Here is a 24,843-nt window from a genome sequence, read left to right as displayed (position 1 = left end):
GTTTTCCGGCCGCCTCAGCGCGGCAGCGCGAGCAGCCCGGCACCGAAGTACTGCCGGGCCCCGCAGGCGTACGGCCCGGGCGGGCAGGCGGCCGCCGCGGTGCCGGCGAGCAGGGCGGCGAGCGGGGCGGAGCCGTAGTCCGGGTGCAGGGCGGCGGCCACCGCGACCACGCCGGTGACGTGCGCCGCCGCCATCGAGGTGCCGGCCAGTGCCGCGTACTGCCCGCCCGGCCAGTCGGAGACGACCGCGCCCTGCGGCCCGCTGTCCGGGTCGCCGCCGGGGGCGGCCAGCGAGACCCGGCCGCGGCCGTAGTTCGAGTAGCCGGACGGGCGGCCGTCCCGGTTGACGGCGGTGACGGTGACGACGCCGGGCAGTTCGCCGGGCAGCCGGATGCACTCGGTGCCCAGGTAGCGGGAGCGGGCCGGGCCGGAGACCCGGTCGTTGGGGCTGCGTTCGTCCGTCCGGGCGGCGCCGAGGTCCTGCCCGTCGTTGCCCGCCGAGGCGACCACGACGGCGCCCTTGCGCTGGGCGTAGGCGGAGGCCCGGCCGACGGCGGCGACCAGCGCGGCCTGGTCCTGGTCCTCCGGGCAGTTGTACTTCCACGGGTCGGCGAAGTAGCTGTTGTTGATCGCCTTGGCGCCGTGGTCGGCGGCCCAGAGCATGCCGCACACGATGTTCTCGGCGTAATACTGGCCGAGCGGTCCGAGCAGCCGGACGGCGGCGATCCGCACGCCCGGCGCGACCCCGGTGACGCCGTGGCCGTCCCGGGTGGCGCCGACGATCCCGGCAACGTGGGTGCCGTGGCCGCTCTCGCTGACCCCGGGGTCGGGCCGCCAGGAGCCGGAGCGGGCGTCGGGCCGGCCGTCGGCGCAGGAGACGGAGGCCTTCGGGTCGACGGCGGCGCGCAGGTCCGGGTGGGTGTCGTCGACGCCGGAGTCGAGCACCGCGACGAGCACCTCGTGCAGCGCGTCGGCGGTCGGCGCGCCGGCGGGACCGCGGATCCCGGTGGAGGCGTCGCCGGCCCGGGCGCCGGCGCCGCCGAGCATGGCGAGGTTCCACGGGTCGCCCTCGCCCGGGTCGGGCACCGTGACGGTGCCGCCGTCCTGCCGGTCGGCGCTGTCGCGACGGGCCCTGTCGGTGCTGCTGCGACGGGCGTGATCGCTGTCGCGACGGGCCTGATCGGTGCTGCTGCGGCCGGCGCGGGCGGCGCGGTCGGTACCGGCGGCGAAGTCCCCGGCGCCGTCCAGCAGGCGGGGCGGGGCGACCACCGGTTCGGTCCGGGTGGTGCCGACGGCCGCGATCCCGGGCCGGGCCCGCAGCGTGCCCGCGAAGCCGCCGGTGGCGTACGCCAGGACGGCCCCGATCTGCGGGTACTCCTGGACCACCTGCCCGCCCGCCGCCCGGCTCTCGGCCCCGGCCAGGGCGGCCCCGGCGGCGTCCTCCTGCGCGGCGAGCACCAGGTAGCTGAGGTAGGGCCGACCGGATCCGGACACGTACGGGACGGCGCCGCCGACCACGAGTGCGGTGAGCAGCATCGCGAGCAGCGCCCGGGCGGGCCCGCGGACGCGGCGGCGGGCGGCACGGGCGGGACTGCCGGACGGGTTCACCTGCGCCATCGCACGGTCTCCGCTCGTCGGTCCGGTGGGTCGGGGGTGGGTCACTGGCCTGATTCATCACCATATGAGCGGATTTGCCTTTTTGCTCCTTTAACTACACCCGTGCTCACCACACCCGTGCGACCTCCGCTCCCCCACCCCGGTTGTCGGTGCCACCCGGCACCATGGGGGCATGGCGCCCCCGCACCCGACCCCGCCGAACGACGACCCCCTGGCCGGATTCGCCCCGACCACCCGGGCCTGGTTCACCGGCGCCTTCTCCGCCCCCACCACCGCCCAGGCCGAGGCCTGGCGCGCCATCCGGCAGGACACCGACGTCCTGGTGGTCGCCCCCACCGGCTCCGGCAAGACGCTCGCCGCCTTCCTCTCCGCCCTGGACCGGCTGAGCAGCACCCCGCCCCCGGCGGACCCCAAGCGCCGCTGCCGGGTCCTGTACGTGTCGCCGCTCAAGGCCCTCGCGGTGGACGTCGAGCGCAACCTGCGCGCCCCGCTGACCGGCCTGCGCCAGGCCGCCGTCCGGCTCGGCCTGCCCGAGCCGGAGGTCCAGGTCGCCACCCGCTCCGGCGACACCCCCGCCGCCGACCGCCGCCGCTTCGCCACCCACCCGCCGGACATCCTGATCACCACCCCCGAGTCGCTGTTCCTGCTGCTCACCTCCGCCTCCCGGGAGGCGCTGCGCGGCGTCGACACGGTGATCCTCGACGAGGTGCACGCCGTCGCCGGCACCAAGCGCGGCGCCCACCTCGCGCTCAGCCTGGAGCGGCTGGACGAACTGCTGGAGCGCCCGGCCCGCCGGATCGGCCTGTCCGCGACCGTCCGCCCGGTCGAGGAGGTGGCCCGCTACCTCAGCCCGCAGCGCGGCGCCGTCGTCGTCCAGCCCGCCGCCGCCAAGGAGTTCGACCTGTCGGTGGTCGTCCCCGTCCCCGACCTGGACGACCTGCCCGCGGCCCCGGCCACCGGCGCCTCCTCCGACGCCGACCCGCAGCGGCAGGCGTCGATCTGGCCGCACGTCGAGGAGCGGATCGTCGACCTGGTCCAGGCGCACCGCTCGACCATCGTCTTCGCCAACTCCCGCCGCCTCGCCGAGCGCCTGTGCAACCGGCTGAACGAGATCGCCCTCGAACGGGCCACCGGTGAGCGGCTGCCCGAGGCGCACTCCCCCGCCCAGCTGATGGCCGAGTCCGGCGTCGCCAAGGGCGCCCCGCCGGTCATCGCGCGCGCCCACCACGGCTCGGTCTCCAAGGAGCAGCGGGCGCTGGTCGAGGAGGAGTTGAAGGCCGGCCGGCTGCCCGCCGTGGTCGCCACCTCCAGCCTGGAACTGGGCATCGACATGGGCGCCGTCGAACTGGTCGTCCAGGTCGAGTCCCCGCCCTCGGTCGCCTCCGGCCTGCAACGGGTCGGCCGGGCCGGCCACCAGGTCGGCGCCGTCTCCACCGGCGTCTTCTTCCCCAAGTACCGCGGGGACCTGGTGCAGTCCACCGTGGTCACCGAGCGGATGCGGGCCGGCCGGATCGAAGCGCTGCGCGTCCCGCGCAACCCGCTGGACGTGCTCGCCCAGCAACTGGTCGCGATGACGGCGCTGGACGCCTGGCCGGTGGACGACCTGCTCACCGTGGTCCGCCGCGCCGCGCCCTTCGCCACCCTCCCGCAGTCCGCCTTCGAAGCCGTGCTCGACATGCTGGCCGGCCGCTACCCCTCGGACGCCTTCGCCGAGTTGCGCCCCCGGGTGGTCTGGGACCGGGTGGCCGGCACCGTGACCGGCCGGCCCGGCGCCCAGCGGCTCGCCGTCACCTCCGGCGGCACCATCCCCGACCGCGGCCTGTTCGGCGTCTTCATCGCCGGCGCCACCGGGTCCGATTCGAAGACGGGCAAGAAGGGCGGCGGCCGGGTCGGAGAGCTCGACGAGGAGATGGTCTACGAGTCCCGCGTCGGCGACGTGTTCACCCTCGGCACCACCTCCTGGCGGATCCAGGAGATCACCCACGACAAGGTGCTGGTCACCCCCGCCCCCGGCGTGCCCGGTCGGCTCCCGTTCTGGAAGGGCGACACCCTCGGCCGCCCACTCGAACTCGGCCGCGCCCTCGGCGCGTTCACCCGCGAGCTGGGCGCCCTGACGCCCGAGGCCGCCACCGCCCGGCTGCACCGGGCCGGCCTGGACGACTGGGCCGCCGCCAACCTGCTCGACTACCTCGCCCAGCAGCGCGCCGCCACCGGCCACCTCCCGGACGACCGCACCATCGTCGTCGAGCGCTTCCGGGACGAGCTCGGCGACTGGCGGATCGTCATCCACTCCCCCTTCGGCGCCCAGGTGCACGCCCCCTGGGCGCTCGCGCTCGGCGCCCGGCTGCGCGAGAAGCACGGCCTCGACCCCCAGGTCATGCACGCCGACGACGGCATCGTGCTGCGCCTGCCGGACGCCGACCTCCTCGCCACCGACTTCGACTTCAACAGCCCCTCGGAGCGGTCCGGTTCGGACGAGGCCCCGGTCGGCGCCGACGCCGCCCTGTTCGACGCCGCCGAGATCGAGCAGCTGGTCACCGACCAGGTCGGCGGCTCCGCCCTGTTCGCCTCCCGCTTCCGCGAGTGCGCCGGCCGTGCCCTGCTGCTCCCGCGCCGCAGCCCCGGCCGCCGCACCCCGCTCTGGCAGCAGCGCCAGCGCGCCGCCCAACTGCTCGAAGTCGCCTCCGAGTACGGCTCGTTCCCGATCGTCCTGGAGGCCGTCCGCGAGTGCCTCCAGGACGTCTTCGACGTGCCGGGCCTGGTCGAGCTGATGGGCGACCTCGAATCCCGCGCCGTCCGCCTGGTCGAGGTCACCACCCCCGAGCCCTCGCCCTTCGCCCGCTCCCTCCTGTTCGGCTACGTCGCCCAGTTCCTCTACGAGGGGGACTCCCCGCTCGCCGAGCGCCGCGCCGCCGCCCTCTCGCTCGACTCCCGGCTGCTGTCCGAACTCCTCGGCCAGGCCGAGCTGAGCGAACTGCTCGACCCGCAGGTCCTCGCCGAGTTGGAGGCCGAGCTCCAGCGCCTCACCCCCGAGCGCCGGATCAAGGACGCCGAGGGCGTCGCCGACGCGCTGCGCCTGCTCGGCCCGCTCACCGAGGCCGAGCTGGCGGCCCGCAGCGCCGAGCCGCTCTGGGCACTGGAGTTGGAGGCCGCCCGCCGGGTGATCCAGGTCCGGATCGCCGGCGAGCGACGCTGGTCCGCCGTCGAGGACGCCGGGCGGCTGCGCGACGCGCTCGGCACCCCGCTGCCGGTCGGCGTCCCCGAGGCCTTCACCGAGCCGGTCAAGGATCCGCTGGGCGACCTGCTCGCCCGCCACGCCCGCACCCACGGCCCGTTCGCCGCCGCCGAGGCGGCCGCCCGCTTCGGCCTCGGCACCGCCGTCGTCACCGGCACCCTGCACCGGCTCACCGCCGCCGGCCGACTGGTCCAGGGCCAGTTCCGCCCACCCGTCGCCCGCCAACACCCTTCGCCGGAGGCGCTCCACACCACCCCTCCCGACCACACCACCACCGAGTGGTGCGACGCCGAGGTCCTGCGCCGGCTGCGCCGCCGCTCGTTGGCCGCCCTGCGCCAGGAGGTCGAACCCGTCCCACCGCGCGCCCTGGCCGCGTTCCTCCCGCAGTGGCAGCACCTGGCCGGCCACCGACTGCGCGGCCCGGACGGCCTGCTGCGGGTGGTCGAACAGCTCCAGGGCACCGCCCTGCCCGCCTCCGCCCTGGAGAAGCTGATCCTCCCGGCCCGGCTCACCGACTACTCCCCCGGCCTGCTGGACGAGTTGACGGCGGCCGGCGAGATCGGCTGGTGCGGGGCCGGCGCACTGCCCGGCAAGGACGGCTGGCTCAGCCTGCACCTGGCCGAGCACGCCCACCTGCTGCGCCCCGAGCCCGTCCCGCCCGCGCTCACCCCCGTGCACAGCGCGCTGATGGCGGCACTGGCCGGCGGCTACGGCCTGTTCTTCCGCCAGCTGGTCCAGCAGTTGCCGCAGGAGACCCCGGAGCCGGAGGTCGTCGAGGCGCTCTGGGACCTCGTCTGGGCCGGGTACGTCACCAACGACACCCTCGCCCCGCTGCGCGCCCTGCTCGGCTCCGGCCGGACGGCCGGTGCCACCGCGCACCGCGCGCCCCGGGCGACCCCGCGCGGCCGCTACGGCGGCGCCGGCCGCGCCTTCGGCCGGGTCGGCGGCGCGCTGCGCAGCGGCCCGCCGACGGTGGCCGGGCGCTGGTCACTGCTGCCCGCCTTCACCACCGACCCGACGGTCCGGGCCACCACCCAGGCGCAGAGCCTGCTGGACCGGCACGGCCTGGTCACCCGGGGCGCGGTGGCCGCCGAGCGGGTGCCGGGCGGCTTCGCCGGGGTGTACCGGGTGCTCGCCGCGATGGAGGAGCGCGGCCGGGCCCGCCGGGGCTACTTCGTCGAGGGGCTGGGCGGCGCCCAGTTCGCCATGGAGGGCGCGGCCGACCGGCTGCGCTCGGTCAACGGGCGGCTGGAGCGGGCCCGGGCCGCCGAGTGGCCGGCCGCCCCGGCCATCGAGCCGCCGCAGGTGCTGGTGCTGGCCGCCGCCGATCCGGCGAACGCCTACGGCTCCGCGCTGCCCTGGCCGGAGCCGCCGACGGCCCCCGGAGCCAAGGAGGCCCGGGCGCACCGCCCGGGCCGCAAGGCGGGCGCCCTGGTGGTGCTGGTGGACGGCGAGTTGGCGCTGTACGTCGAGCGGGGCGGCAAGTCACTGCTGGCCTGGCCGGAGGACGGCGCCACCCGGGCGCTGGCGGTGGGCGCGCTGGCGGCCGCGGTCCGCGAGGGTGCGCTCGGCAGCGTCACGGTCGAGCGGGCGAACGGCGAGCCTGCCCTCGGCTCGGCGCTGGGCGCCGCGCTGGAGGAGGCCGGTTTCCACGCCACCCCGCGCGGCCTGCGCCTGCGGTCCTCCTGAGGTCCGCCGACGCCGAAGGCCGCGGGGCATCCGGTGCCCCGCGGCCTTCGTTCGCTCGTATCACCCGTTCGAGTGGCTCAGCCGGCCGTCGGCGGTTGCGCCTCCACCCGGGCCACGGCCACCGATGGACGCCGCTCCGGCCCGGTGGCGTTCCGGTCGGCATGGACCGGGATCAGGCCGAGTCCCCAGCCGCCGGCCGCGAGCAGCCCCAGCACGGCGCCGTCGGCCAACTGTCCCCGGACCACCGGCAGCCACCAGACCAGCCCTGCCGTCAGGATCACCAGGACCCGGCGGGCCGGCCAGGGCATCAGTCGCCGCAGCCGTATTCGAGCCTCCGTGCACGCCGTCGCGGCTCTCCGCACGACCGCCCTCCTTCGCTCGCCCCGGGCACCAGGAGCCCGGGAGTCGAGGCCGGGTTCAGGCGGCGACCACGTCCATCGCGGCGGCCTTGGGCGACATGTTCGCCCGGTCGGCACCGGGGGCGGGCAGCGGAACCGGTTCGAGTACCGGCCTCAGCAGATCACCTTCGGAGAGGGTGGCCATCGCCGCAAGTTCGGCGAGCGACAGTTCGTCGCTGACCTCGCGCATGACCTCGGACATCCGGACGTCGAGCGCGTCGCAGATGGCGGAGAGCAGCTCCGAGGAGGCCTCCTTCTGTCCCCGCTCGACCTCGGAGAGGTAACCGAGCGAAACCCTGGCTGCCGCCGACACCTCGCGGAGTGTGCGGCCCTGGCGCTGGCGCTGCCGACGCAGTACATCGCCCAGTAGGCGACGAAGCAGGATCATCGGTGCCTCCCTCCTCGGACTGCGGATCGAGATGTCACGACCCCACCGTACCGCCTTGCCCGCATCGCGTGCGGGGACCCTGGTCGTGTTCACTCTGGGCTGCAAGGCTGTCCCCCTCCTCGTTCCGGTGTCGTTCCCGGGTCCGCGGGCCCCTCGTGGTACCCGCCGTGGGCCGCCCGGCCACCGTCACGCAACTCGTTCGCCACCTGGTTTCTGCCCAACCAGGCCGTTGGATGTAACACGATCCTCCAGCTGTGCCATGCCCGCGGACCGGATCGGCAGATCGCGGTTCGGTGGAGATCGCCGCGATCGGGGCTCCACCACGCCTCCGCGGCGCCTCCACACGGGCTGCGGGACGCCCGGGTGCGGGCCCCGCGGGGTTCAGGTCGTGGGCGTAGCGGCCCGGAGCCGCCCGACGAACAGCTCCAGAGCGGCGGTCACCGCCCCGTGACGGATTCTGGCACGCCCGCCCGACAGCCGGGGCGAACTGACCAGAGTTCCCTCCGGACCGGCGACCGCCAGGTGTACGGTGCCCACCGGCTGCCCGTCCTGCGGGTCCGGCCCGGCCACCCCGGTCGTCGCGATCCCGTACGTGGCCCCCAGCAGCCGGCGCACGCCCTCGGCCATCTGCCCCGCCACCACCGGGTGGACCGGCCCGTACACCGCCAGGAGCCCCTCGTCCACGCCGAGCACCGAGGCCTTCAGCTCGGTGGCGTACGCCGTGACCGAGCCCCGGAAGGTCGCGGACGCCCCGGGGACGTCGACCAGGGCGGCCGCGAGCAGCCCTCCGGTCAGCGACTCGGCGACGGCCAGCGTGCCGCCCCTGGCGCGCAGCGCCTCGTGCGCCCGTACCGCCAGCTCGTGGTCCGTCACCCGGTCTCCCCCGTCACTCACCGGCCCGCGCGCTCCGCGGCCAGTCCCTCTCGGCGCATGCGCAGCGCCTGTCCGACGTAGTCCAGCGCGGTGCCGACGGTCAGCAGTACCGCCAGGGCCATCAGCACGGCCCGGGCGGTGGCCAGCCAGCCGGTCAGCTCCAGCACGTACATGCCGACCGCGATGCCCTGGGTCAGCGTCTTGATCTTGCCGCCCCGGCTGGCCGGGATGACGCCGTAGCGGATCACCCAGAAACGCATCAGGGTGATGCCGAGTTCGCGGGCCAGGATCACCGCGGTGACCCACCAGGGCAGGTCGCCGAGCAGCGAGAGGCCGATCAGCGCCGAGCCCATGATCGCCTTGTCGGCGATCGGGTCGGCGATCTTCCCGAAGTCGGTGACCAGGCCCTTGCGCCGGGCCAGCTCGCCGTCGAACAGGTCGGTGATCATCGCGATGGCGAACGACGCCCAGGCGACCGAGCGCCACTTGGGGTCGTGCCCGCCGTCGGCGAACAGCAGCGACACGAAGACCGGCACCAGCAGCAGCCGGAGCATCGTGAGCATGTTGGCGATGTTCCAGACAGCCGGCGCCGGCGGCACCGCGGCCGGCGGTCTGCCCGGATGGGCCGCGGCCGGGGCGCCGGGCCCCTTGGTCATTCCCCGGCTCCCGGGGCCTGACGGACCCGGACCGGCTCCAGCGCCTCGGCGATCAGGTCGACGCCCTCGCTGGCGACCACCTTGGCCCGGTGGAACTGACCGATCTGCGGGTCCTCGACGCCGGTGAGGGTGGTCAGGCCGTCGGTCTCGGGGGCCTGGTGGGCGGCCCGGCCCTCGACCACGCCGTCCTCGATGGACTCGATCAGGACCTCGACCTCGGTGCCGACGCGCTGCTCGGCCCGCTGGGCGGTCATCTCCTCGGCCAGCCGGCTGAGCCGGTTCAGCCGGTCGGCGATCACGTCCTCGGACAGCTTGCCGTCGTAGGTCGCGGCCTCGGTGCCGTCCTCGTCGGAGTAGCCGAAGACGCCGATCGCGTCCAGCCCGGCGTGCGTGACGAAGCGCTCCAGCTCGGCGAAGTCCGCCTCGGTCTCGCCGGGGAAGCCGACGATGAAGTTGGACCGGGCGCCGGCCTGCGGGGCCCGGTCGCGGATGGTCTTCAGCAGGTCCAGGAACTGGTCGGTGGAGCCGAAGCGGCGCATCCGGCGCAGCACGGCGGGCGCCGAGTGCTGGAAGGACAGGTCGAAGTAGGGCACCACGTCCGTGGTCCCGGTCATCGCGTCGATCAGCCCGGGGCGCATCTCGGCGGGCTGCAGGTAGGAGACCCGGACCCGCTCGACGCCCTCGATCGCGGAGATCTCGCCGAGCAGCGTCTCCAGCAGCCGGATGTCGCCGAGGTCCTTGCCGTACGAGGTGTTGTTCTCGCTCACCAGGACGACCTCGCGCACGCCCTGCTCGGCCAGCCACTGGGCCTCGTGCAGCACGTCGGAGGGGCGGCGGGAGATGAAGGAGCCGCGGAACGCCGGGATGGCGCAGAAGGAGCACCGCCGGTCGCAACCGGAGGCGAGCTTGACCGAGGCGACCGGGTTGTCGTCGAGCCGCTTGCGCAGGGTGCGCGGACCGGAGGCCGGGGCGAGGCCCTCGGGCAGGTCGGCGATCGGCTCTGCCGGGGTCTCGGCGGCGCCGTGGCCGGGCAGCGCGACGGCCTCGGCGGCGGACTGCCGCTCGGCCGGGCTGATCGGCAGCAGCTTGCGGCGGTCGCGCGGGAGGTGCGGGGCGTGGTGGCCGCCGGAGAGGATGGTCTGGAGGCGGTCGGAGATGTCGGAGTAGTCGTCGAAGCCGAGCACGCCGTCGGCCTCGGGCAGGGCGTCGGCGAGCTCCTTGCCGTACCGCTCCGCCATGCAGCCGACCGCGACGACGGCCTGGGTGCGGCCGTGCCCCTTGAGGTCGTTGGCCTCCAGCAGGGCGTCCACGGAGTCCTTCTTGGCGGCCTCGACGAAGCCGCAGGTGTTGACGACGGCGACGTCCGCTTCGGCGGCGTCGTCGACGAGCAACCAGCCGTCGGCTTCCAGTCGCCCGGCGAGTTCCTCGGAGTCCACCTCGTTGCGGGCACATCCGAGCGTGACAAGGGCGACAGTACGGCGTTCAGGCATAGGGCCAAGATTAACGCGCGGCCTCCGGTGCCGTTCGCCCCGGAGGCCGCGCGCCTCGGATTACCAGATCTTCGCCAGGCCGCAGGGCCGCTCTCCAGGGCCTCCGCAGGCCTGTGGTCAGCCCGCCTGCGGATCGCCGGGGGTGTACGTGACGTGCACCACCTGGCCGTCCTTGCCGAGGAGGCCGAGGTCCTTGCCGTTGACGTACGCGTGCACGGCCCCGCCGTTTCCGAGCACCAGCTTGATCTGCTTGGCGTCGGTGAAGGTCTGGTCCTGGCCGTCGCTGATGTTGTTCTGGAACAGCGACTTCCCGCTGCCGTCCACCGCGGACACCCAGCTGGTGCTGCCCTCGGCGACCAGCTTCACGGTGACCTTGTCGGCCGGGACGGCGGCGATCGCGGCCGCACTCGGCACGGGCGCCGGCGGCTGCACGGTGGGCGAGGGCACGGAGGCGACCGAGCCGGTGCCGGAGCCGCTGGGCAGCGGCGCGCTGGCGGAGCCGGTGCCGGTGTGGCCGTCCTTGCCGCTGACCAGGTTGAAGCCGATCAGGACGACCACCACGACGATCGCGGCGACCATGGCCGCCGCCCAGTTCGGCCGGCCGCGGCCGGGCACCTTGATCGGGCCGCTGTCGATCAGCTGGGTCGGCCGCTTGGAGGCGGGCGAGCCGCCGTGCGCGGCGTCGTACCGGGCGATCAGGGCCTCGCCGTCGACGCCGACCTCGCGGGCGATCGCGCGGATGTGCCCGCGGGCGTAGAAGTCGCCGCCGCAGCGGCCGAAGTCGTCCTCCTCGATGGCATGGACGATCGGCACCCGGACCCGGGTCGCCGTACTCACCTGGTCCACCGTGAGCCCGGCCTCGATCCGGGCGGTGGACAGCACCCGGCCGATGCTCGGGGCATCGGCCGCCTGCACCGCGTCGTCGGTCGACTCGACGGACGACGGGGCGTTCTCGCGGTCGGGGGACTTGCCGATGGTCACGGGGCACGCCTTTCGAGCGGATGGCCACCTGCTGGGGAACAGTCTAGGGGCGCGGGCGGATCGTTTCTCAAGCGGAACAGGCCCGAATGCGCGCGCCCGCCCCGACGGGGGCCCGGCACCCCGCTGAACGGCCGTCAGCGGGCCCGCACGGGGAACCCGGGGGGTTCGCTTTCCGGCCTGTGACGCGGCGTACGGACGTTCGGTTCCCCTGCACGCGCCTACCCTCCTCCGAACGAGTGAACACTCGCCGCGGGCCCTGGTCGTCAACCGCGCAGGCCGACCAGCACCCCGTCCAGCTCGTCCGGCTTCACCAGGACGTCGCGGGCCTTGGAACCCTCGCTCGGCCCGACGATCCCGCGCGACTCCATCAGGTCCATCAGCCGCCCCGCCTTGGCGAAGCCGACCCGGAGCTTGCGCTGGAGCATCGAGGTCGAGCCGAACTGGGTGGAGACCACCAGCTCGGCCGCCTGGATCAGCAGGTCCAGGTCGTCGCCGATCTCCTCGTCGATCTCCTTCTTGGCCCCGCCGCCGACCGTCACGTCGTCCCGGTAGACGGCGGTCAGCTGGTCCTTGCAGTGCTGCACCACCGCGGCGATCTCCGCCTCGGTGACGAACGCGCCCTGGAGGCGGATCGGCTTGCCGGCGCCCATCGGCAGGAACAGCGCGTCGCCCTTGCCGATCAGCTTCTCCGCGCCGGGCTGGTCCAGGATGACCCGGGAGTCGGCCATCGCGGAGGTCGCGAAGGCCAGCCGGGACGGCACGTTGGCCTTGATCAGACCGGTGACCACGTCCACCGAGGGCCGCTGGGTGGCCAGCACCAGGTGGATGCCGGCCGCGCGGGCCAGCTGGGTGATCCGGACCACCGAGTCCTCGACGTCGCGCGGCGCCACCATCATCAGGTCGGCCAGCTCGTCGACGATCACCAGCAGGTACGGGTACGGGGTCAGCTCGCGCTCGCTGCCCGGCGGCGGGGTGACCGTGCCGGCCTTCACCGCCGCGTTGAAGTCGTCCACGTGCCGGAAGCCGAACGCCGCGAGGTCGTCGTAGCGCAGGTCCATCTCGCGGACCACCCACTGGAGGGCCTCGGCGGCCTTCTTCGGGTTGGTGATGATCGGCGTGATCAGGTGCGGGATGCCCTCGTACGCGGTCAGTTCGACCCGCTTGGGGTCGACCAGCACCATCCGCACCTCGTCCGGGGTGGCCCGGGCCAGGATCGAGGTGATCAGGCAGTTGATGCAGGACGACTTGCCCGCGCCGGTCGCGCCGGCCACCAGGATGTGCGGCATCTTGGCGAGGTTGGCCATCACGGTCTGGCCCTCGACGTCCTTGCCCATGCCGACGACCATCGGGTGGGTGTCCTCGGCGGCCGTGCGCGAGCGCAGCAGGTCGCCGAGGTTGACCATCTCGCGGTCCCGGTTGGGGATCTCGATGCCGACCGCGGACTTGCCCGGGATCGGGCTGATGATCCGCACGTCGGCGCTGGCCACCGCGTACGCGATGTTCTTGGCGAGCGCGGTGATCCGCTCCACCTTGACGGCCGGGCCGAGCTCGACCTCGTAGCGGGTCACCGTCGGGCCCCGGGTGAAACCGGTGACCCTGGCGTCCACCTTGAACTCGGTGAAGGTGCTGCTGAGCTGGGCCACCACCTCGTCGTTGAGGGCGCTGCGGGCCTTGGCCGGGCCGCCGCGCTCCAGCAGGTCGAGCGGGGGCAGCGCGTAGGTGACGTCGCCGGCCAGCTGGAGCTGCTCCATCCGCACCGGCGCCGGGCCGTGCTCCTCGGGCGCGCCCGGGCCCGCGCTGCGGGCGGCCGGGACGGCGGCCTCCTCCGGCGGGGCGGTGCGGTCCTGCACCTGGTGCATCATGTTCGCCACCGCCGAGGAGGCGGGCACGCCGTAGACGAGTGCCCCGTCCAGGTCGGCGGCGGCGCCGGCGGCGAGGTCGCGGGTGGCGTACGGGTCCAGCGGCTCCTTGTCCAGGGACACCCGGACGGCATCGGGCTGGTCCTCGTCGTCCGCCGGCTTGCGGCGGCGGCGCCGACGGCGGGCGGCCACCTCGTCGCCCGGGTCCTCGCTGCCCACGGTGAACGGCAGCGCGGAGGGGTCCGCGTCCTCGGGCGGCTCGGTGGACAGGTCGCGCTCCGGCGTACGCCCCTCGCGCAGCTCGTCCTCCGGCCCGGGCTCCACCACGCCGAGCCGCACGCCGGCCGACCGCAGCCGCTCGGGGATGCGGTTGACCGGGGTGGCGGTGACCACCAGCAGGCCGAAGAAGGACAGCAGCAGGAGCAGCGGCACGGCCAGCGCCGGCCCGGCGGCGGCCATCATCGGGGTGGACACGGCCCAGCCGATGATCCCGCCGGCCGCCCGTATCCGCGAGGCGCCGCTGCCCATCATGGGCGCGCCGCAGCCGATGTGCACCAGGCCGAGGACGCCGACCAGCAGCGCGCTCAGGCCGATCATGATCCGGCCGTTGGCCTCCGGCAGCTCCGGGTGGCGCCAGAGCCGGACCGCGATCCCGGCCAGCAGGAACGGCACCAGCACGTCGAGCCGCCCGAACAGTCCGGACACCACGGCGGTGGCCGCCTCGCCCAGCCAGCCCTGCGGGCTGAACCAGGTGCCGGCGGCGGTCACCAGCGCGAGTGCGAACAGCAGCAGGCCCAGCCCGTCCTTGCGGTGGGCGGGGTGGAGGTTCTTGGCCCCGTCGCCGAAGCCCCGGAAGATCGCGGCGATGCTGTTCGCCACGCCGAGCCAGACGGCCCGGACGGCCCGGAAGAGTATCGGCTTGGGCGGCGGCGGGGACGGCGGGGCCGGTTTGGCCGCCGCCTTCTTCGCCGGGGCCGCCTTCTTGGCCGCCGCCTTCTTCGCGGGCGGCTTGCCCGGGGCCTTCGCCGCGGCCTTCTTGGACGGTCCCGGACTCGGGTTGCGTGCCGCGCTTCCGGGCGTACGAGTGGCCATGGGTCAGCAGCCTACCGGGGTGGGCCACCAGTGCACATGTGCCCGAGCCGGGGCTCGGGGACGTGTCGCAGACACACCGTCACGCTGACCCGGTTTCACCCGTCCGCGTCGGAAATTCACCCGCAGGAGTGAACCCCGGCGATCGGTTACGCGGTTCCCGGCCGGAGCGCGTCCAGGGCCCGGCGCAGCCCCGCCAGCTTGCGCTCCAGGTGCGCCGCGGTCGCCGCCACCCCGGCGTCCTCGACGCCGTCCAGCTGCTTGCCCAGCGCCTCCGCCTGCTCCTCGACCGCCGCCAGCCGCGCGGACAGCTCGCCCAGCAGCGCCCCGCCGAGGGGCGGCTCGCCGCCGCCCGCCTCCAGTTGCAGCCGCAGCAGCGCGGCCTGCTCCTTCAGCTGGCAGTTCTTCACGTACAGGTCGACGAAGACCGAGACCTTGGCGCGCAGCACCCACGGGTCGAACGGCTTGGAGATGTAGTCCACGGCGCCGGCCGCGTAGCCGCGGAAGGTGTGGTGCGGGCCGTGGTTGATCGCGGTCAGGAAGATGATCGGGATGTCCCGGGTGCGCTCGCGGCGCTTGATGTGGGCGGCCGTCTCGAAGCCGTCCATCCCGGGCATCTGGACGTCCAGCAGGATCACCGCGAAGTCGTCGGTGAGCAGCGCCTTGAGCGCCTCCTCGCCGGAGACGGCGCGCACCAGCGTCTGGTCCAGCGCGGAGAGGATCGCCTCCAGCGCCAGCAGGTTCTCCGGTCGGTCGTCGACCAGGAGGATCTTCGCCTTCTGCATCAGGGCTCGCCCTCCTGTCGCCTGCCTGCCGCCCGGTGATGGCACTCGCGTACTGCCCACCGCTACCCCGGTCATGCTAGCCGCACCCCCTCGCCCGGCACATCGCTCCGTCGTGACCCGATCCGGAGCGGCGCGCGCCCAGTGCTCCGGCGCACGCTCAGCAGTGTGTCGCCGTCCGGTCACTGTTCGCAACGATCGGTGACCCTACCCGGTTCCCGGGCCCGACCGCCAGCAAACCGGCCCACCGGACGGCGCGAACTCCGGAGCCCGCCCAGGAGTTCGCGCCCTCCCCTGGCGCTACGCGCGGTCCGCCCGCAGCCACTCGCGCATCACCGCCAGCAGGTGGTCGGTCTCCACCGGCTTGGTGATGTGGTCGGTGGCGCCCGCCTCCAGCGACTTCTCGCGGTCGCCCTTCATCGCCTTGGCGGTCAGCGCGATGATCGGCAGGCCGGCGAACTGGGGCATCCGGCGGATCGCCTCGGTGGTCGCGTAGCCGTCCATCTCCGGCATCATGATGTCCATCAGGACCAGCGCCACGTTCTCGTGCTGCTCCAGCATCTCGATGCCCTCGCGCCCGTTCTCGGCGTACAGGACGGTCAGGCCGTGCTGTTCCAGCACGCTGGTGAGGGCGAACACGTTGCGGACGTCGTCGTCCACGATCAGCACCTGCTGGCCGTCGAAGCGCACGTCGCTGCGGCTGGGGCGGGGCGGCGCGGGCTCCACCGGGCGGGCCCCGGCGGCTTCCAGGGAGGCGCTGCGCCGGCGCTCCACCGCGCCGCGGCGGCGCTCCTCGGCCAGCTCGCGGACCTCCTGGGCCCAGTGGTCGGCCGGGTTCTCGCCGACCGGCACGGGCACCCCGATCGGGGTCACGCCGACGGAGGCGCGCAGCGCCGGGACGCTCGACACGACCGGGCGCTCGACCTGGGTCGGCTCCGGGGCCTCGGTGCGCAGCGGCAGGTAGAGCGTGAACGTGGAGCCCTTGCCCAGCTCGCTCTCGGCGTGGATCTCGCCGCCCAGCAGCCGCGCGATCTCGCGGCTGATCGACAGGCCGAGCCCGGTGCCGCCGTACTTGCGGCTGGTGGTGCCGTCGGCCTGCTTGAACGCCTCGAAGATCTCCCGCAGCTTGTTGCCGGGGATGCCGATGCCGGTGTCGGAGACCGCGAAGGCGATCAGCTCGTCGTCCGGGTCCTTGATCGAGCCGGACTCCAGCAGCCGCTCGCGCACGTGCTGCGGGACCTCCGCACCTGCCGGGGAGATCGAGAAGTCGACCGCGCCGGCGTCGGTGAACTTGACGGCGTTGGAGATCAGGTTGCGCAGCACCTGCTGGAGCCGCTGCTCGTCGGTGTGCAGGGTGACCGGCAGGGCGGGCGAGACCCGGACGGCGAAGTCCAGGTTCTTGTCCAGGGCGACCGGCTGGAAGGTGGCCTCGACGTAGTCGACCAGCTGGACCAGGGCGATCCGGGCCGGGCGGACGTCCATCTTGCCGGCCTCGACCTTGGAGAGGTCGAGGATGTCGTTGATCAGCTGGAGCAGGTCGGATCCGGCGCCGTGGATGGTGTCGGCGAACTCGACCTGCTTGGGCGAGAGGTTGCCCTCGTTGTTGTCGGAGAGCAGCTTGGCCAGGATCAGCAGCGAGTTGAGCGGGGTGCGCAGCTCGTGCGACATGTTGGCGAGGAACTCGCTCTTGTACCGGGAGGCCAGGGCGAGCTGCTCGGCGCGCTCCTCCAGAACCTGCCGGGCCTCCTCGATCTCGCTGTTCTTGATCTCGATGTCGCGGTTCTGCTGGGCGAGTTGCTCGGCCTTCTCCTGCAACTCCTCGTTGGTGCGCTCCAGTTCCTCCTGGCGCGCCTCCAACTCGGCTGATCGCATGGAGAGTTCGGCGGTGAGTCGCTGGGACTCCAGCAGCAGGCCCTCGGTCTTGGTGTTGACGCTGATGGTGTTGACGGTGACGCCGATCAGGTCGGCGATCTGGTTGAGGAAGTCCAGCGCGACGGTGGTGAAGGAGCTGAAGGTGGCCAGCTCGATCACGCCCAGCAGCCGGCCCTCGAACAGCACCGGCAGCACCACGATGTGGGCCGGCGAGGCCTCGCCGAGGCCGGAGGCGATCTTGAGGTATCCGGGCGGCGCCTCCTTGAGGATGATCGCCCGCTTCTCCACCGCGGCCTGCCCGATCAGCGACTCGCCGGGCCGGAACGTGGTCGGCATCGCGCGCCGCTGGTAACCGTAACTGCCGATCAGCCGCAGGACGGTGTCGTTCTCGTCGTCGTCCTCGGTGATCAGCTCGGCGGTGCGGCCGGCCGGCTGGGCGAGGAAGAAGGCGCCGTGCTGGGCGGAGACCACCGGGGTCAGCTCGGTCATGATCAGCGAGGCGACGGCCTCCAGGTCCCGGCGGCCCTGGAGCAGGCCGGAGATCCGCGCCAGGTTGGTCTTGAGCCAGTCCTGCTCCTGGTTGGTGCGGGTGGTCTCGCGCAGGTTGGCGATCATCTGGTTGATGTTGTCCTTGAGCTCGTCGAGCTCCCCCGCGGCGTCCACGTCGATCCGCAGGCTCAGGTCGCCCCTGGTCACGGCGGTGGCGACCTGGGCGATCGCGCGCACCTGCCGGGTCAGGTTGTTGGCCAGTTCGTTCACCGATTCGGTGAGGTCCTGCCAGGTGCCGTCCACGCCGGGTACCCGGGCCTGACCGCCGAGCCGCCCGTCGGTGCCCACCTCGCGGGCGACCCGGGTGACCTCGTCGGCGAACGCCGACAGCTGGTCGACCATGGTGTTGATGCTGGTCTTGAGCTGGAGGATCTCGCCGCGCGCGTCGACGTCGATCTTCTGCGAGAGGTCGCCGCGGGCCACCGCCGTGATCACCAGCGCGATGTTGCGGACCTGGCCGGTGAGGTTGTTGGCCATCAGGTTGACGTTGTCGGTCAGGTCCTTCCAGATGCCGGCCACGCCCGGCACGCTCGCCTGACCGCCCAGGGTTCCGTCGGTGCCGACCTCGCGGGCCACCCTGGTCACCTCCACCGCGAAGGAGGAGAGCTGGTCGACCATGGTGTTCAAGGTCCCGGCGAGGGCGGCGACCTCGCCCTGCGCCTCGATGGTGATCTTCTTGGACAGGTCGCCGCGGGCCACCGCGGTGGCGACCTCGGCGATGTTGCGGACCTGCCCGGTCAGGTTGGAGGCCATGAAGTTGACGTTGTCGGTCAGGTCCTTCCAGATCCCCGACACCCCGCGCACCCGCGCCTGGCCGCCCAGGATCCCCTCGGTGCCCACCTCGCGGGCGACCCGGGTCACCTCGTCGGCGAACGCCGACAGCTGGTCGACCATGGTGTTGACGGTCGTCACCAGCTCCAGGATCTCGCCCCGGGCGTCGACGGTGATCTTCTTCGACACGTCGCCGCGCGCCACCGCCGTGGTCACCTCGGCGATGTTGCGCACCTGGCTGGTCAGGTTGTTGGCCATCAGGTTGACGCTGTTGGTCAGGTCCTTCCACGTCCCGGACACCCCGGGCACGCTCGCCTGACCGCCGAGGATGCCTTCGGTGCCGACGTCCCGGGCCACCCTGGTGACCTCGTCGGCGAAGGCGCCCAGCTGGTCCACCATCGTGTTGATGGTGTTCTTCAGCTCCAGGATCTCCCCGCGCGCGTCCACCTGGATCTTCTGCGACAGGTCGCCCTTGGCGACCGCGGTCGTCACCTGCGCGATGTTGCGCACCTGATCGGTGAGGTTGTTCGCCATGAAGTTGACGTTGTCGGTCAGGTCGCGCCACACCCCGGCCGCCCCGGGCACCTGCGCCTGGCCGCCGAGCCGCCCCTCGGTGCCCACCTGGCGGGCCACCCTGGTCACCTGTTCGGCGAAGCCGGAGAGCTGGTCGACCATCGTGTTGATGGTGTTCTTCAGCTCCAGCATCTCGCCGCGCGCGTCCACCTCGATCTTCTGCGAGAGGTCCCCGCGCGCCACCGCCGTGGTCACCTGGGCGATGTTGCGCACCTGGCCGGTCAGGTTGTCGGCCATGAAGTTCACCGAGTCGGTCAGGTCCCGCCAGACCCCGGCCACGCCCGGCACCTGCGCCTGGCCGCCGAGCCGGCCCTCGGTGCCCACATCCCTGGCCACCCCGGTGACCTGGGCGGCGAACCCGTTCAGCTGGTCCACCATCGTGTTGACGGTGTTCTTCAGCTCCAGCATCTCGCCGGCCACCTCGACGGTGACCTTGCGGGACAGGTCGCCCTTGGCCACCGCGGTGGTCACCTGGGCGATGTTGCGCACCTGCGCGGTCAGCCGGCCGGCCATGGTGTTGACCGAATCCGCCAGGTCCTTCCAACTGCCGGACACACTGCGGACCTTGGCCTGGCCGCCCAGCTTGCCCTCGGTGCCCACCTCGCGGGCCACCCGGGTCACCTCGTCGGTGAACTCCGAGAGCTGGTCCACCAGCCCGTTGACGGTCCGGCCGATCTTGAGGTACTCGCCGCGCAGCGGGTGGCTCACCCCGTTGCTGTGCAGCGAGCGCAGCTCCATCTTCTGGTCCAGGTCGCCCTCGGCGATCGAGGAGAGCACCCGGCCCACCTCGGCCATCGGACGGGCCAGATCGTCGATCAGCGCGTTGCAGTTGTCGACGGCCGCCATCCAGGCGCCCTCGCCCGCGCCGGTCTCCAGCCGCTCGTTCAGCCGGCCCTCGCGGCCCACCGCCCGCCGCACCCGGGCCAGTTCTCCGGTCAGGTGCTGATTGCGCTCGGCGACCTCGTTGAACACCGCGGCGATCTCCGCCAGCGGCCCGTCCCCCGGAACCGTCAGCCGGCGGCGGAAGTTGCCGTCCCGCATCGCGGTCAGCGCGGCCAACAGCTTCCGCAGTTCGGCCGGCTCCGCCCCCCGGTTGTGGCTCACTCGCCGGCCGGCCGCGTTCCGCGGCGCGGTCCCGGACCGCCCACCGCGCGGAACGGGCGGCGTCGTACCGGTTGCGTCCTTGGTGGCCGAACTCAACGGGCCCCTCCCACATCGTGAACTTTCCGGTGACCGTCCGTGCCGGTACGGCACGCACCGGGGCACCGGCCCGGTCGGGCTGCGCACCGGCGCCCCACGCGGCACACCGGCACCCGCATCGACCGTACTGCTCCGACCGGCCGTCGCGGACCCCCCAGTCTGGCAGCACCGGCGCCGGGTATACGGCCGGTTGCGCCCGGTTGGTAGCCGACCGTCCGAAACAGGTGGGCAGAATCACTCTCAGGTGCCTGTTTCAACGCCCCGCCCCCACGGGGAACCAAGCGGAAAGTAGGGTGGAGCGCTGCACCGGGCCATGACCCGACCCAGCGCCGCCACCCCGGCGGCACGCACCGGGAGTCGGCGCCACGCCCCGGACAGTCAAGGCCAGAGCAGCAGAGGAGAAGTGGCAACGTGGTCACCGCGCGCGCAGCCGCCACCTTCGACCCCGACGGCCGGTCCGCAGCCGCCGCCCGGGGCTTCGTACGGGACGCGCTGCTCGGCTGGGGTCTGCCCGAGGTCGTCGACGACGCCGTCGTCCTGGTCAGCGAACTGGTCACCAACGCCGTCGTCCACGCCGGCACCGCCGCCGAGGTGTGCTGCCTGCGCGAGGAGGGCACCGTCCGGATCGAAGTCACCGACCACCACCCCGAACGCGGCCTGCCCTCCCTCGGCGACGGCCCCGTCACCTCCTCCGACCGCTACGCCGACCCCGACGGCGAGGGCGGCCGCGGCCTGCTGATGTGCTCCGCCCTCGCCGAGCGCTGGGGCGTCGAGTACGCGGCCGGACGCAAGACCGTCTGGTTCCGGCTCGCCCTGCCCGCCCCCGTGGCCGGCACCCGCTACGCCGTCCCCGCGACCCCCGGCAGCGACCTGCCCAGCGGCCCCGGCCCGGTGCACGTCGCCGTCGTCCAGCTCGACGAGGACGGCCGCGTCCTCGCCTGGAACCCGGACGCCGAGGCGCTCTTCCAGTACCCCGCCGCCACCGTCCTCGGCCGCCCCTGGGCCGACCTCGCCGTCTGGCCGCAGTCCGCCGGCCGCGGCCTCGGCCTCGCCGACACCCTGCGGCTGGCCCGCTGGGAGGGCGGCTACGGCGTCCGCCGCGCGGACGGCCACGAGGTCGAGGTGTACGGCGTCCAGGTCCGCGTGCGCGACACCGAGGGCGTCCCCTCCACCCTCTGCCTGCTCGTCCTCGAACCCGACCGCGCGGTGCTCCGCTCCCCCGCCCGCGCCCTGCCCGGCGAGCGCTCCGACCCGACCGGCCCCCGGCTCGACCTGCTGGCCGGCCCGGTCGCCACCGACGACCTCGACACCCTGCTCCAGCGCACCGTCGAACGCGCCCGCGACCTGCTCGACGCCGACGCCGCGTACCTGCTGCTGACCACCGACGACGAGACCGAGTTCGAGGTCCGCGCCGCCACCGGCTTCACCTCCGGACACCGCCGGCACACCCGCTTCCCGGTCGACACCGGCAGCCGCTACGACTCCGCCCGGCTGCCCTCCGTCCACGAGGACCTCACCGCCCGCCCGACCGGCCTGCCCCTGCTCACCGGCAGCGGCATGCGGTCCCTGGTCACCGTCCCGCTCAAGGTCGAGGGCCGGCTCATCGGCTCGCTCGGCATCGCCACCGCCGCACCCGGCCGCTACGACAACGAGGACGCCCTGCGGCTGCAGTTCGCCGCCGACCGGGTCGCCCTCGCCGTCGAGAGCACCCGGCTGACCGAGCTCGAACGACTCCGCCGGGGCTCGCTGTCCTTCCTCGTCGAGGCCTCCGACCTGCTCGCCGGCACCCTCGAACACGAGCAGACCCTCGCCCTGATGGCCCAGATGGCCGTCCCCACCCTCGCCTCCTGGTGCGCCGTCTACACCAAGGGCGACCACGGCGCCACGGCCGGCCTCGCCTTCGTCCTGCACGAGGACGAGGACCGGATCGACCCGCTGCGCGACCTGCTCGACAAGACCCCGGCCCCCGACGCCGGCCCGACCCACGGCGTCCGCTTCTGGTCGGCGCCCGCCGAGACCGCCGCCGCCGGCGGCCTCACCGACAGCCCCGAACTCGCCGGACTGCTCGGCGAGACCGTCGTCCTGCCGCTGACCGCCCGCAACCGGGTCATCGGCCTGCTCGCGCTCGGCGTCCCGGCCGGCGTCCGGTTCCGCCAGGAGATCCTCGAACTCGCCGAGGACCTCTCCCGCCGGGCCGCCCTCGCACTCGACAACTCCCGCCTCTACTCCGAGCGCACCGCCACCAGCCAGGCCCTGCAACGCAGCCTGCTCCCGCCGGACCTGCCCGAGATCCCGGGCGTCGAGGTCGACGTCTACTACCAGGCCGCCGGCGAGGGCAACGAGGTCGGCGGCGACTTCTACGACCTGTTCACCATCCGCGAGGGCACCTACGGCTTCGCGATCGGCGACGTCTGCGGCACCGGCCCCGAGGCCGCCTCGGTCACCGGCCTCGCCCGGCACTCGCTGCGCCTGCTCGCCCGCGAGGGCCTGGACGCACCGCAGGTGCTCCGCCGCCTCAACGCGGCCATCCTGGACGAGGGTTCGCGCAGCCGCTTCCTCACCCTGCTCTACGGCGAGCTGACGCCCCGCCCGGACGGCAGCACCGAGCTGTCCCTTGTCTGCGCCGGCCACCCGCTGCCGCTCCGGCTGCGCACCGACGGCCAGGTCGACCGGGCCGCCACCCCGCAGCCGTTGCTCGGCGTCTTGGAGGACCTCGACCTCACCGCCGAGCGCCTGGTGCTCTCCCCCGGCGAGGTCCTGCTGTGCGTCACCGACGGCGTCACCGAACGCCGCGAGGGCAGCCGGATGCTGGGCGACGACGGCCTCGCCGAGGTGCTCACGGGCTGTACCGGCCTGACCGCCGGGGCGGTCGCGATGCGGGTGCAGCGCGCCGTCGAGCGCTTCGCCCCGGAACCGCCGTCCGACGACATGGCCATCCTGACCCTGCGGGTGCCGACCCAGCGCACCTCGTGAGCCGACGCCGTCTCTCGGTCAGCCCCCGGCGTCCCGGTCGGCCCTGAGCGTTCCACAACTGACATCGTCACAAATTGTTATATTCACAAGGGTACAAGCGAGTACGGCCGGGTACACCGACCTCACCGGGGAATCCCCCGGCGGGGACACGACCGGCGGCTCTTCCGCCGGCCCATCACTTCTGACCGCAGCCCGCGCACGCTCCAGCCGTGCGCCCTCGGCGCGGTCGCGCGCATCCACCTCATCGGACCACACCACTGCGTTGACTGCGCCCTGCGCGCGCCCAAAGTGAAAGGAGCCTCCGGTGAGCAACGAAGCTACCGGGGCAACGAACGCCCGCTCCACCGGAGCCGACGCGGGTAACCTCGGCTACCTCGCACTCGGCCTCACACTGCTCGCCTACGGCCTGCTCTCCACCGGCGTCCTGAGCGGCACCGGGGTCGGGGACGCGGCACACCTCGCCCACCTGGTCGGCGGAGTCACCCTCTTCATCGCGGGCCTGTGGCAGCTCCGCGGCGGCGAGGGCTTCACCGGAACGGCCTTCACCAGCCTCGGCGCCTTCTGGGCGACCTGGTCGGCGGCCGGCGGGGCGGGCAAGAACGCCGCCGGCCTGTTCCTCCTGCTCTGGGCCCTGCTCGCCCTCACCCTGACCGCCGCCAGCTGGGGCGCGGGCCTGTTCAGCCGCGCCGTCTACGGCCTGCTGACGCTGTCCCTGCTGCTGAACGCCATCGCCGCCTTCGGCGGCTACAGCGGCCTCGCCAAGTTCGCCGGCTGGATCGCGGCCGTCTCCGGGCTCACCGCCTGGTACTGGGCCACCTCCGCGCTCAGCAACGGCTCCTGGGGCAGGATCGCCCTGCCCGTCAAGTGACCCGCTGCGGCTGATCCGCCGTGGCGCGCCGGGGTCGGACCTCCGTGTCGACGGAGGCCCGACCCCGGCGACGTGCCACCAGGACCTGGGCGGCGTACGCGAACAGCAGGATCACGACGGCGACGATGCCGTCCGCCCAGAAGTGGTTCGCGGTCACCACGACCACCGCGACGGTCAGCACCGGGTGCAGCACCATCGCCCACCGCAGCGGGCTCCGCGAGACCCGCACCACCGCGACCGCCGCCAGCACGCACCACGCGACGTGCACCGAGGGCATCGCCGACAGCTGGTCGGCCACCACCACACCGCCCACCGCGCCCCCGTACACCGACTGCCCGTACTCGGCGGCCACGTCGACGAACCCGTGCTGCGGCAGCATCCGGGGCGGCGCCACCGGGATGAACTGCACCAGCAGACACACCGCCGTGGTGATCACCACCGTGTTCCGCACCCACGCGTACCGCTCCCGGTGCCGCACGAACACCCAGAGCAGCACCGCCAGCATCACCGCGAAGTGCATCGCCGCGTAGTAGTAGTTCGCGAGCCTCACCAGCACCGGGTACGGCGTGACGGCCGCCTGCCAGGACGCCTCGTCCGGTAGACCGATCGCCGACTCGGTGCGGTGGATCCAATCCGCCCGGTCCAGCGCGTGGTCCCCGCTCATCACCGAGAGGTGACCCACCAGCTGCCAGAGCGCGAACAGCGCCAGCAGCGTGCCGGCCTCCCGCAACAGCGCCGACAAGGACGGCTTCCGGACCCTGGCGGCGGCGTACGCCCCGCCGTAGAGAGCGACCGCGGCGCCCCCGGCGGACTGCCAGGTAAGGGTCAGGTTCTGCAACGGATCGCGCCTCTCCGACAAACTCTGGTTCGTGTGTTGGCAGAGGTTAACGCAAAAAGACCCCCTCCCGGACGGGAGGGGGTCTTTTCGGAATAATTGTTCGGCGGCGTCCTACTCTCCCACAGGGTCCCCCCTGCAGTACC

The 24,843-nt window shown here is 73.5% G+C and carries 14 protein-coding genes; 3 read left to right on the top strand and 11 right to left on the bottom strand.

Features of this window, described 5'->3' with window-relative positions:
- Positions 1 to 14 precede the first annotated feature (14 nt).
- A complete protein-coding gene (locus AB0O19_RS27145; RefSeq protein WP_363623172.1) occupies positions 15 to 1,616 on the bottom strand; it encodes a S8 family serine peptidase in 1,602 nt (533 codons plus the stop codon).
- A 172-nt stretch (positions 1,617 to 1,788) separates the two neighbouring features.
- On the opposite strand from AB0O19_RS27145, the gene AB0O19_RS27140 reads away from it, so the two are divergent.
- Positions 1,789 to 6,540: an ATP-dependent helicase gene (locus tag AB0O19_RS27140; protein ID WP_363623170.1), complete on the top strand. Its 4,752-nt coding sequence runs from the start codon at positions 1,789 to 1,791 to the stop codon at positions 6,538 to 6,540.
- 77 nt (positions 6,541 to 6,617) lie between these two features.
- Here AB0O19_RS27140 and AB0O19_RS27135 read toward each other — a convergent pair whose 3' ends face one another.
- The 9 genes from AB0O19_RS27135 to AB0O19_RS27095 all read right to left on the bottom strand — a co-directional run bounded on the left by AB0O19_RS27135 (position 6,618) and on the right by AB0O19_RS27095 (position 19,925).
- Positions 6,618 to 6,902 (bottom strand): hypothetical protein, encoded by a 285-nt coding sequence (locus AB0O19_RS27135; protein WP_363623168.1) that lies wholly within the window; start codon positions 6,900 to 6,902, stop codon positions 6,618 to 6,620.
- Positions 6,903 to 6,957: 55 nt separating this feature from the next.
- Positions 6,958 to 7,326 (bottom strand): helix-turn-helix transcriptional regulator, encoded by a 369-nt coding sequence (locus AB0O19_RS27130; protein WP_030290911.1) that lies wholly within the window; start codon positions 7,324 to 7,326, stop codon positions 6,958 to 6,960.
- 381 nt (positions 7,327 to 7,707) lie between these two features.
- Positions 7,708 to 8,199 (bottom strand): CinA family protein, encoded by a 492-nt coding sequence (locus AB0O19_RS27125; protein ID WP_363623166.1) that lies wholly within the window; start codon positions 8,197 to 8,199, stop codon positions 7,708 to 7,710.
- A 17-nt stretch (positions 8,200 to 8,216) separates the two neighbouring features.
- Positions 8,217 to 8,855: a CDP-diacylglycerol--glycerol-3-phosphate 3-phosphatidyltransferase gene (gene pgsA / locus AB0O19_RS27120; RefSeq protein ID WP_363623164.1), complete on the bottom strand. Its 639-nt coding sequence runs from the start codon at positions 8,853 to 8,855 to the stop codon at positions 8,217 to 8,219.
- Positions 8,852 to 10,345 (bottom strand): 30S ribosomal protein S12 methylthiotransferase RimO, encoded by a 1,494-nt coding sequence (gene rimO, locus AB0O19_RS27115; RefSeq protein WP_363623162.1) that lies wholly within the window; start codon positions 10,343 to 10,345, stop codon positions 8,852 to 8,854. Before rimO ends, pgsA begins: the two co-directional genes overlap by 4 nt.
- A gap of 117 nt (positions 10,346 to 10,462) precedes the next feature.
- The gene (locus AB0O19_RS27110) at positions 10,463 to 11,326 is read right to left on the bottom strand and encodes a helix-turn-helix domain-containing protein (protein ID WP_363584611.1); all 864 of its coding nucleotides are present in this window, start codon (positions 11,324 to 11,326) and stop codon (positions 10,463 to 10,465) included.
- Between the two features lie 263 nt (positions 11,327 to 11,589).
- A complete protein-coding gene (locus AB0O19_RS27105; protein ID WP_350880211.1) occupies positions 11,590 to 14,277 on the bottom strand; it encodes a DNA translocase FtsK in 2,688 nt (895 codons plus the stop codon).
- A 146-nt stretch (positions 14,278 to 14,423) separates the two neighbouring features.
- Positions 14,424 to 15,062: a response regulator gene (locus AB0O19_RS27100; protein ID WP_063351395.1), complete on the bottom strand. Its 639-nt coding sequence runs from the start codon at positions 15,060 to 15,062 to the stop codon at positions 14,424 to 14,426.
- A 294-nt stretch (positions 15,063 to 15,356) separates the two neighbouring features.
- A complete protein-coding gene (locus AB0O19_RS27095) occupies positions 15,357 to 19,925 on the bottom strand; it encodes a HAMP domain-containing protein (RefSeq protein ID WP_363623160.1) in 4,569 nt (1,522 codons plus the stop codon).
- A gap of 507 nt (positions 19,926 to 20,432) precedes the next feature.
- Here AB0O19_RS27095 and AB0O19_RS27090 point away from each other — a divergent pair.
- Positions 20,433 to 22,994, top strand: coding sequence for a SpoIIE family protein phosphatase (locus AB0O19_RS27090; protein WP_363623158.1), 2,562 nt, complete (start codon positions 20,433 to 20,435; stop codon positions 22,992 to 22,994).
- A gap of 304 nt (positions 22,995 to 23,298) precedes the next feature.
- On the top strand, positions 23,299 to 23,862 hold the full coding sequence (locus tag AB0O19_RS27085; RefSeq protein WP_363584619.1) for a GPR1/FUN34/YaaH family transporter: 564 nt from the start codon (positions 23,299 to 23,301) through the stop codon (positions 23,860 to 23,862).
- Here the strand turns inward: AB0O19_RS27085 and AB0O19_RS27080 are convergent.
- Positions 23,855 to 24,700 carry a phosphatase PAP2 family protein gene (locus AB0O19_RS27080; protein ID WP_363623156.1) on the bottom strand — a complete coding sequence of 282 codons (846 nt, stop codon included), beginning with the start codon at positions 24,698 to 24,700 and terminating at the stop codon, positions 23,855 to 23,857. The genes AB0O19_RS27085 and AB0O19_RS27080 overlap by 8 nt on opposite strands.
- Positions 24,701 to 24,843: the final 143 nt, after the last annotated feature.

Origin of the sequence: Kitasatospora sp. NPDC091276 (assembly GCF_040684355.1) — a bacterium.
Taxonomy (GTDB): Bacteria; Actinomycetota; Actinomycetes; order Streptomycetales; family Streptomycetaceae; genus Kitasatospora.
Note: the sequence above shows the minus strand (reverse complement) of the source record. Positions and strands in the feature narration are given on the sequence as shown.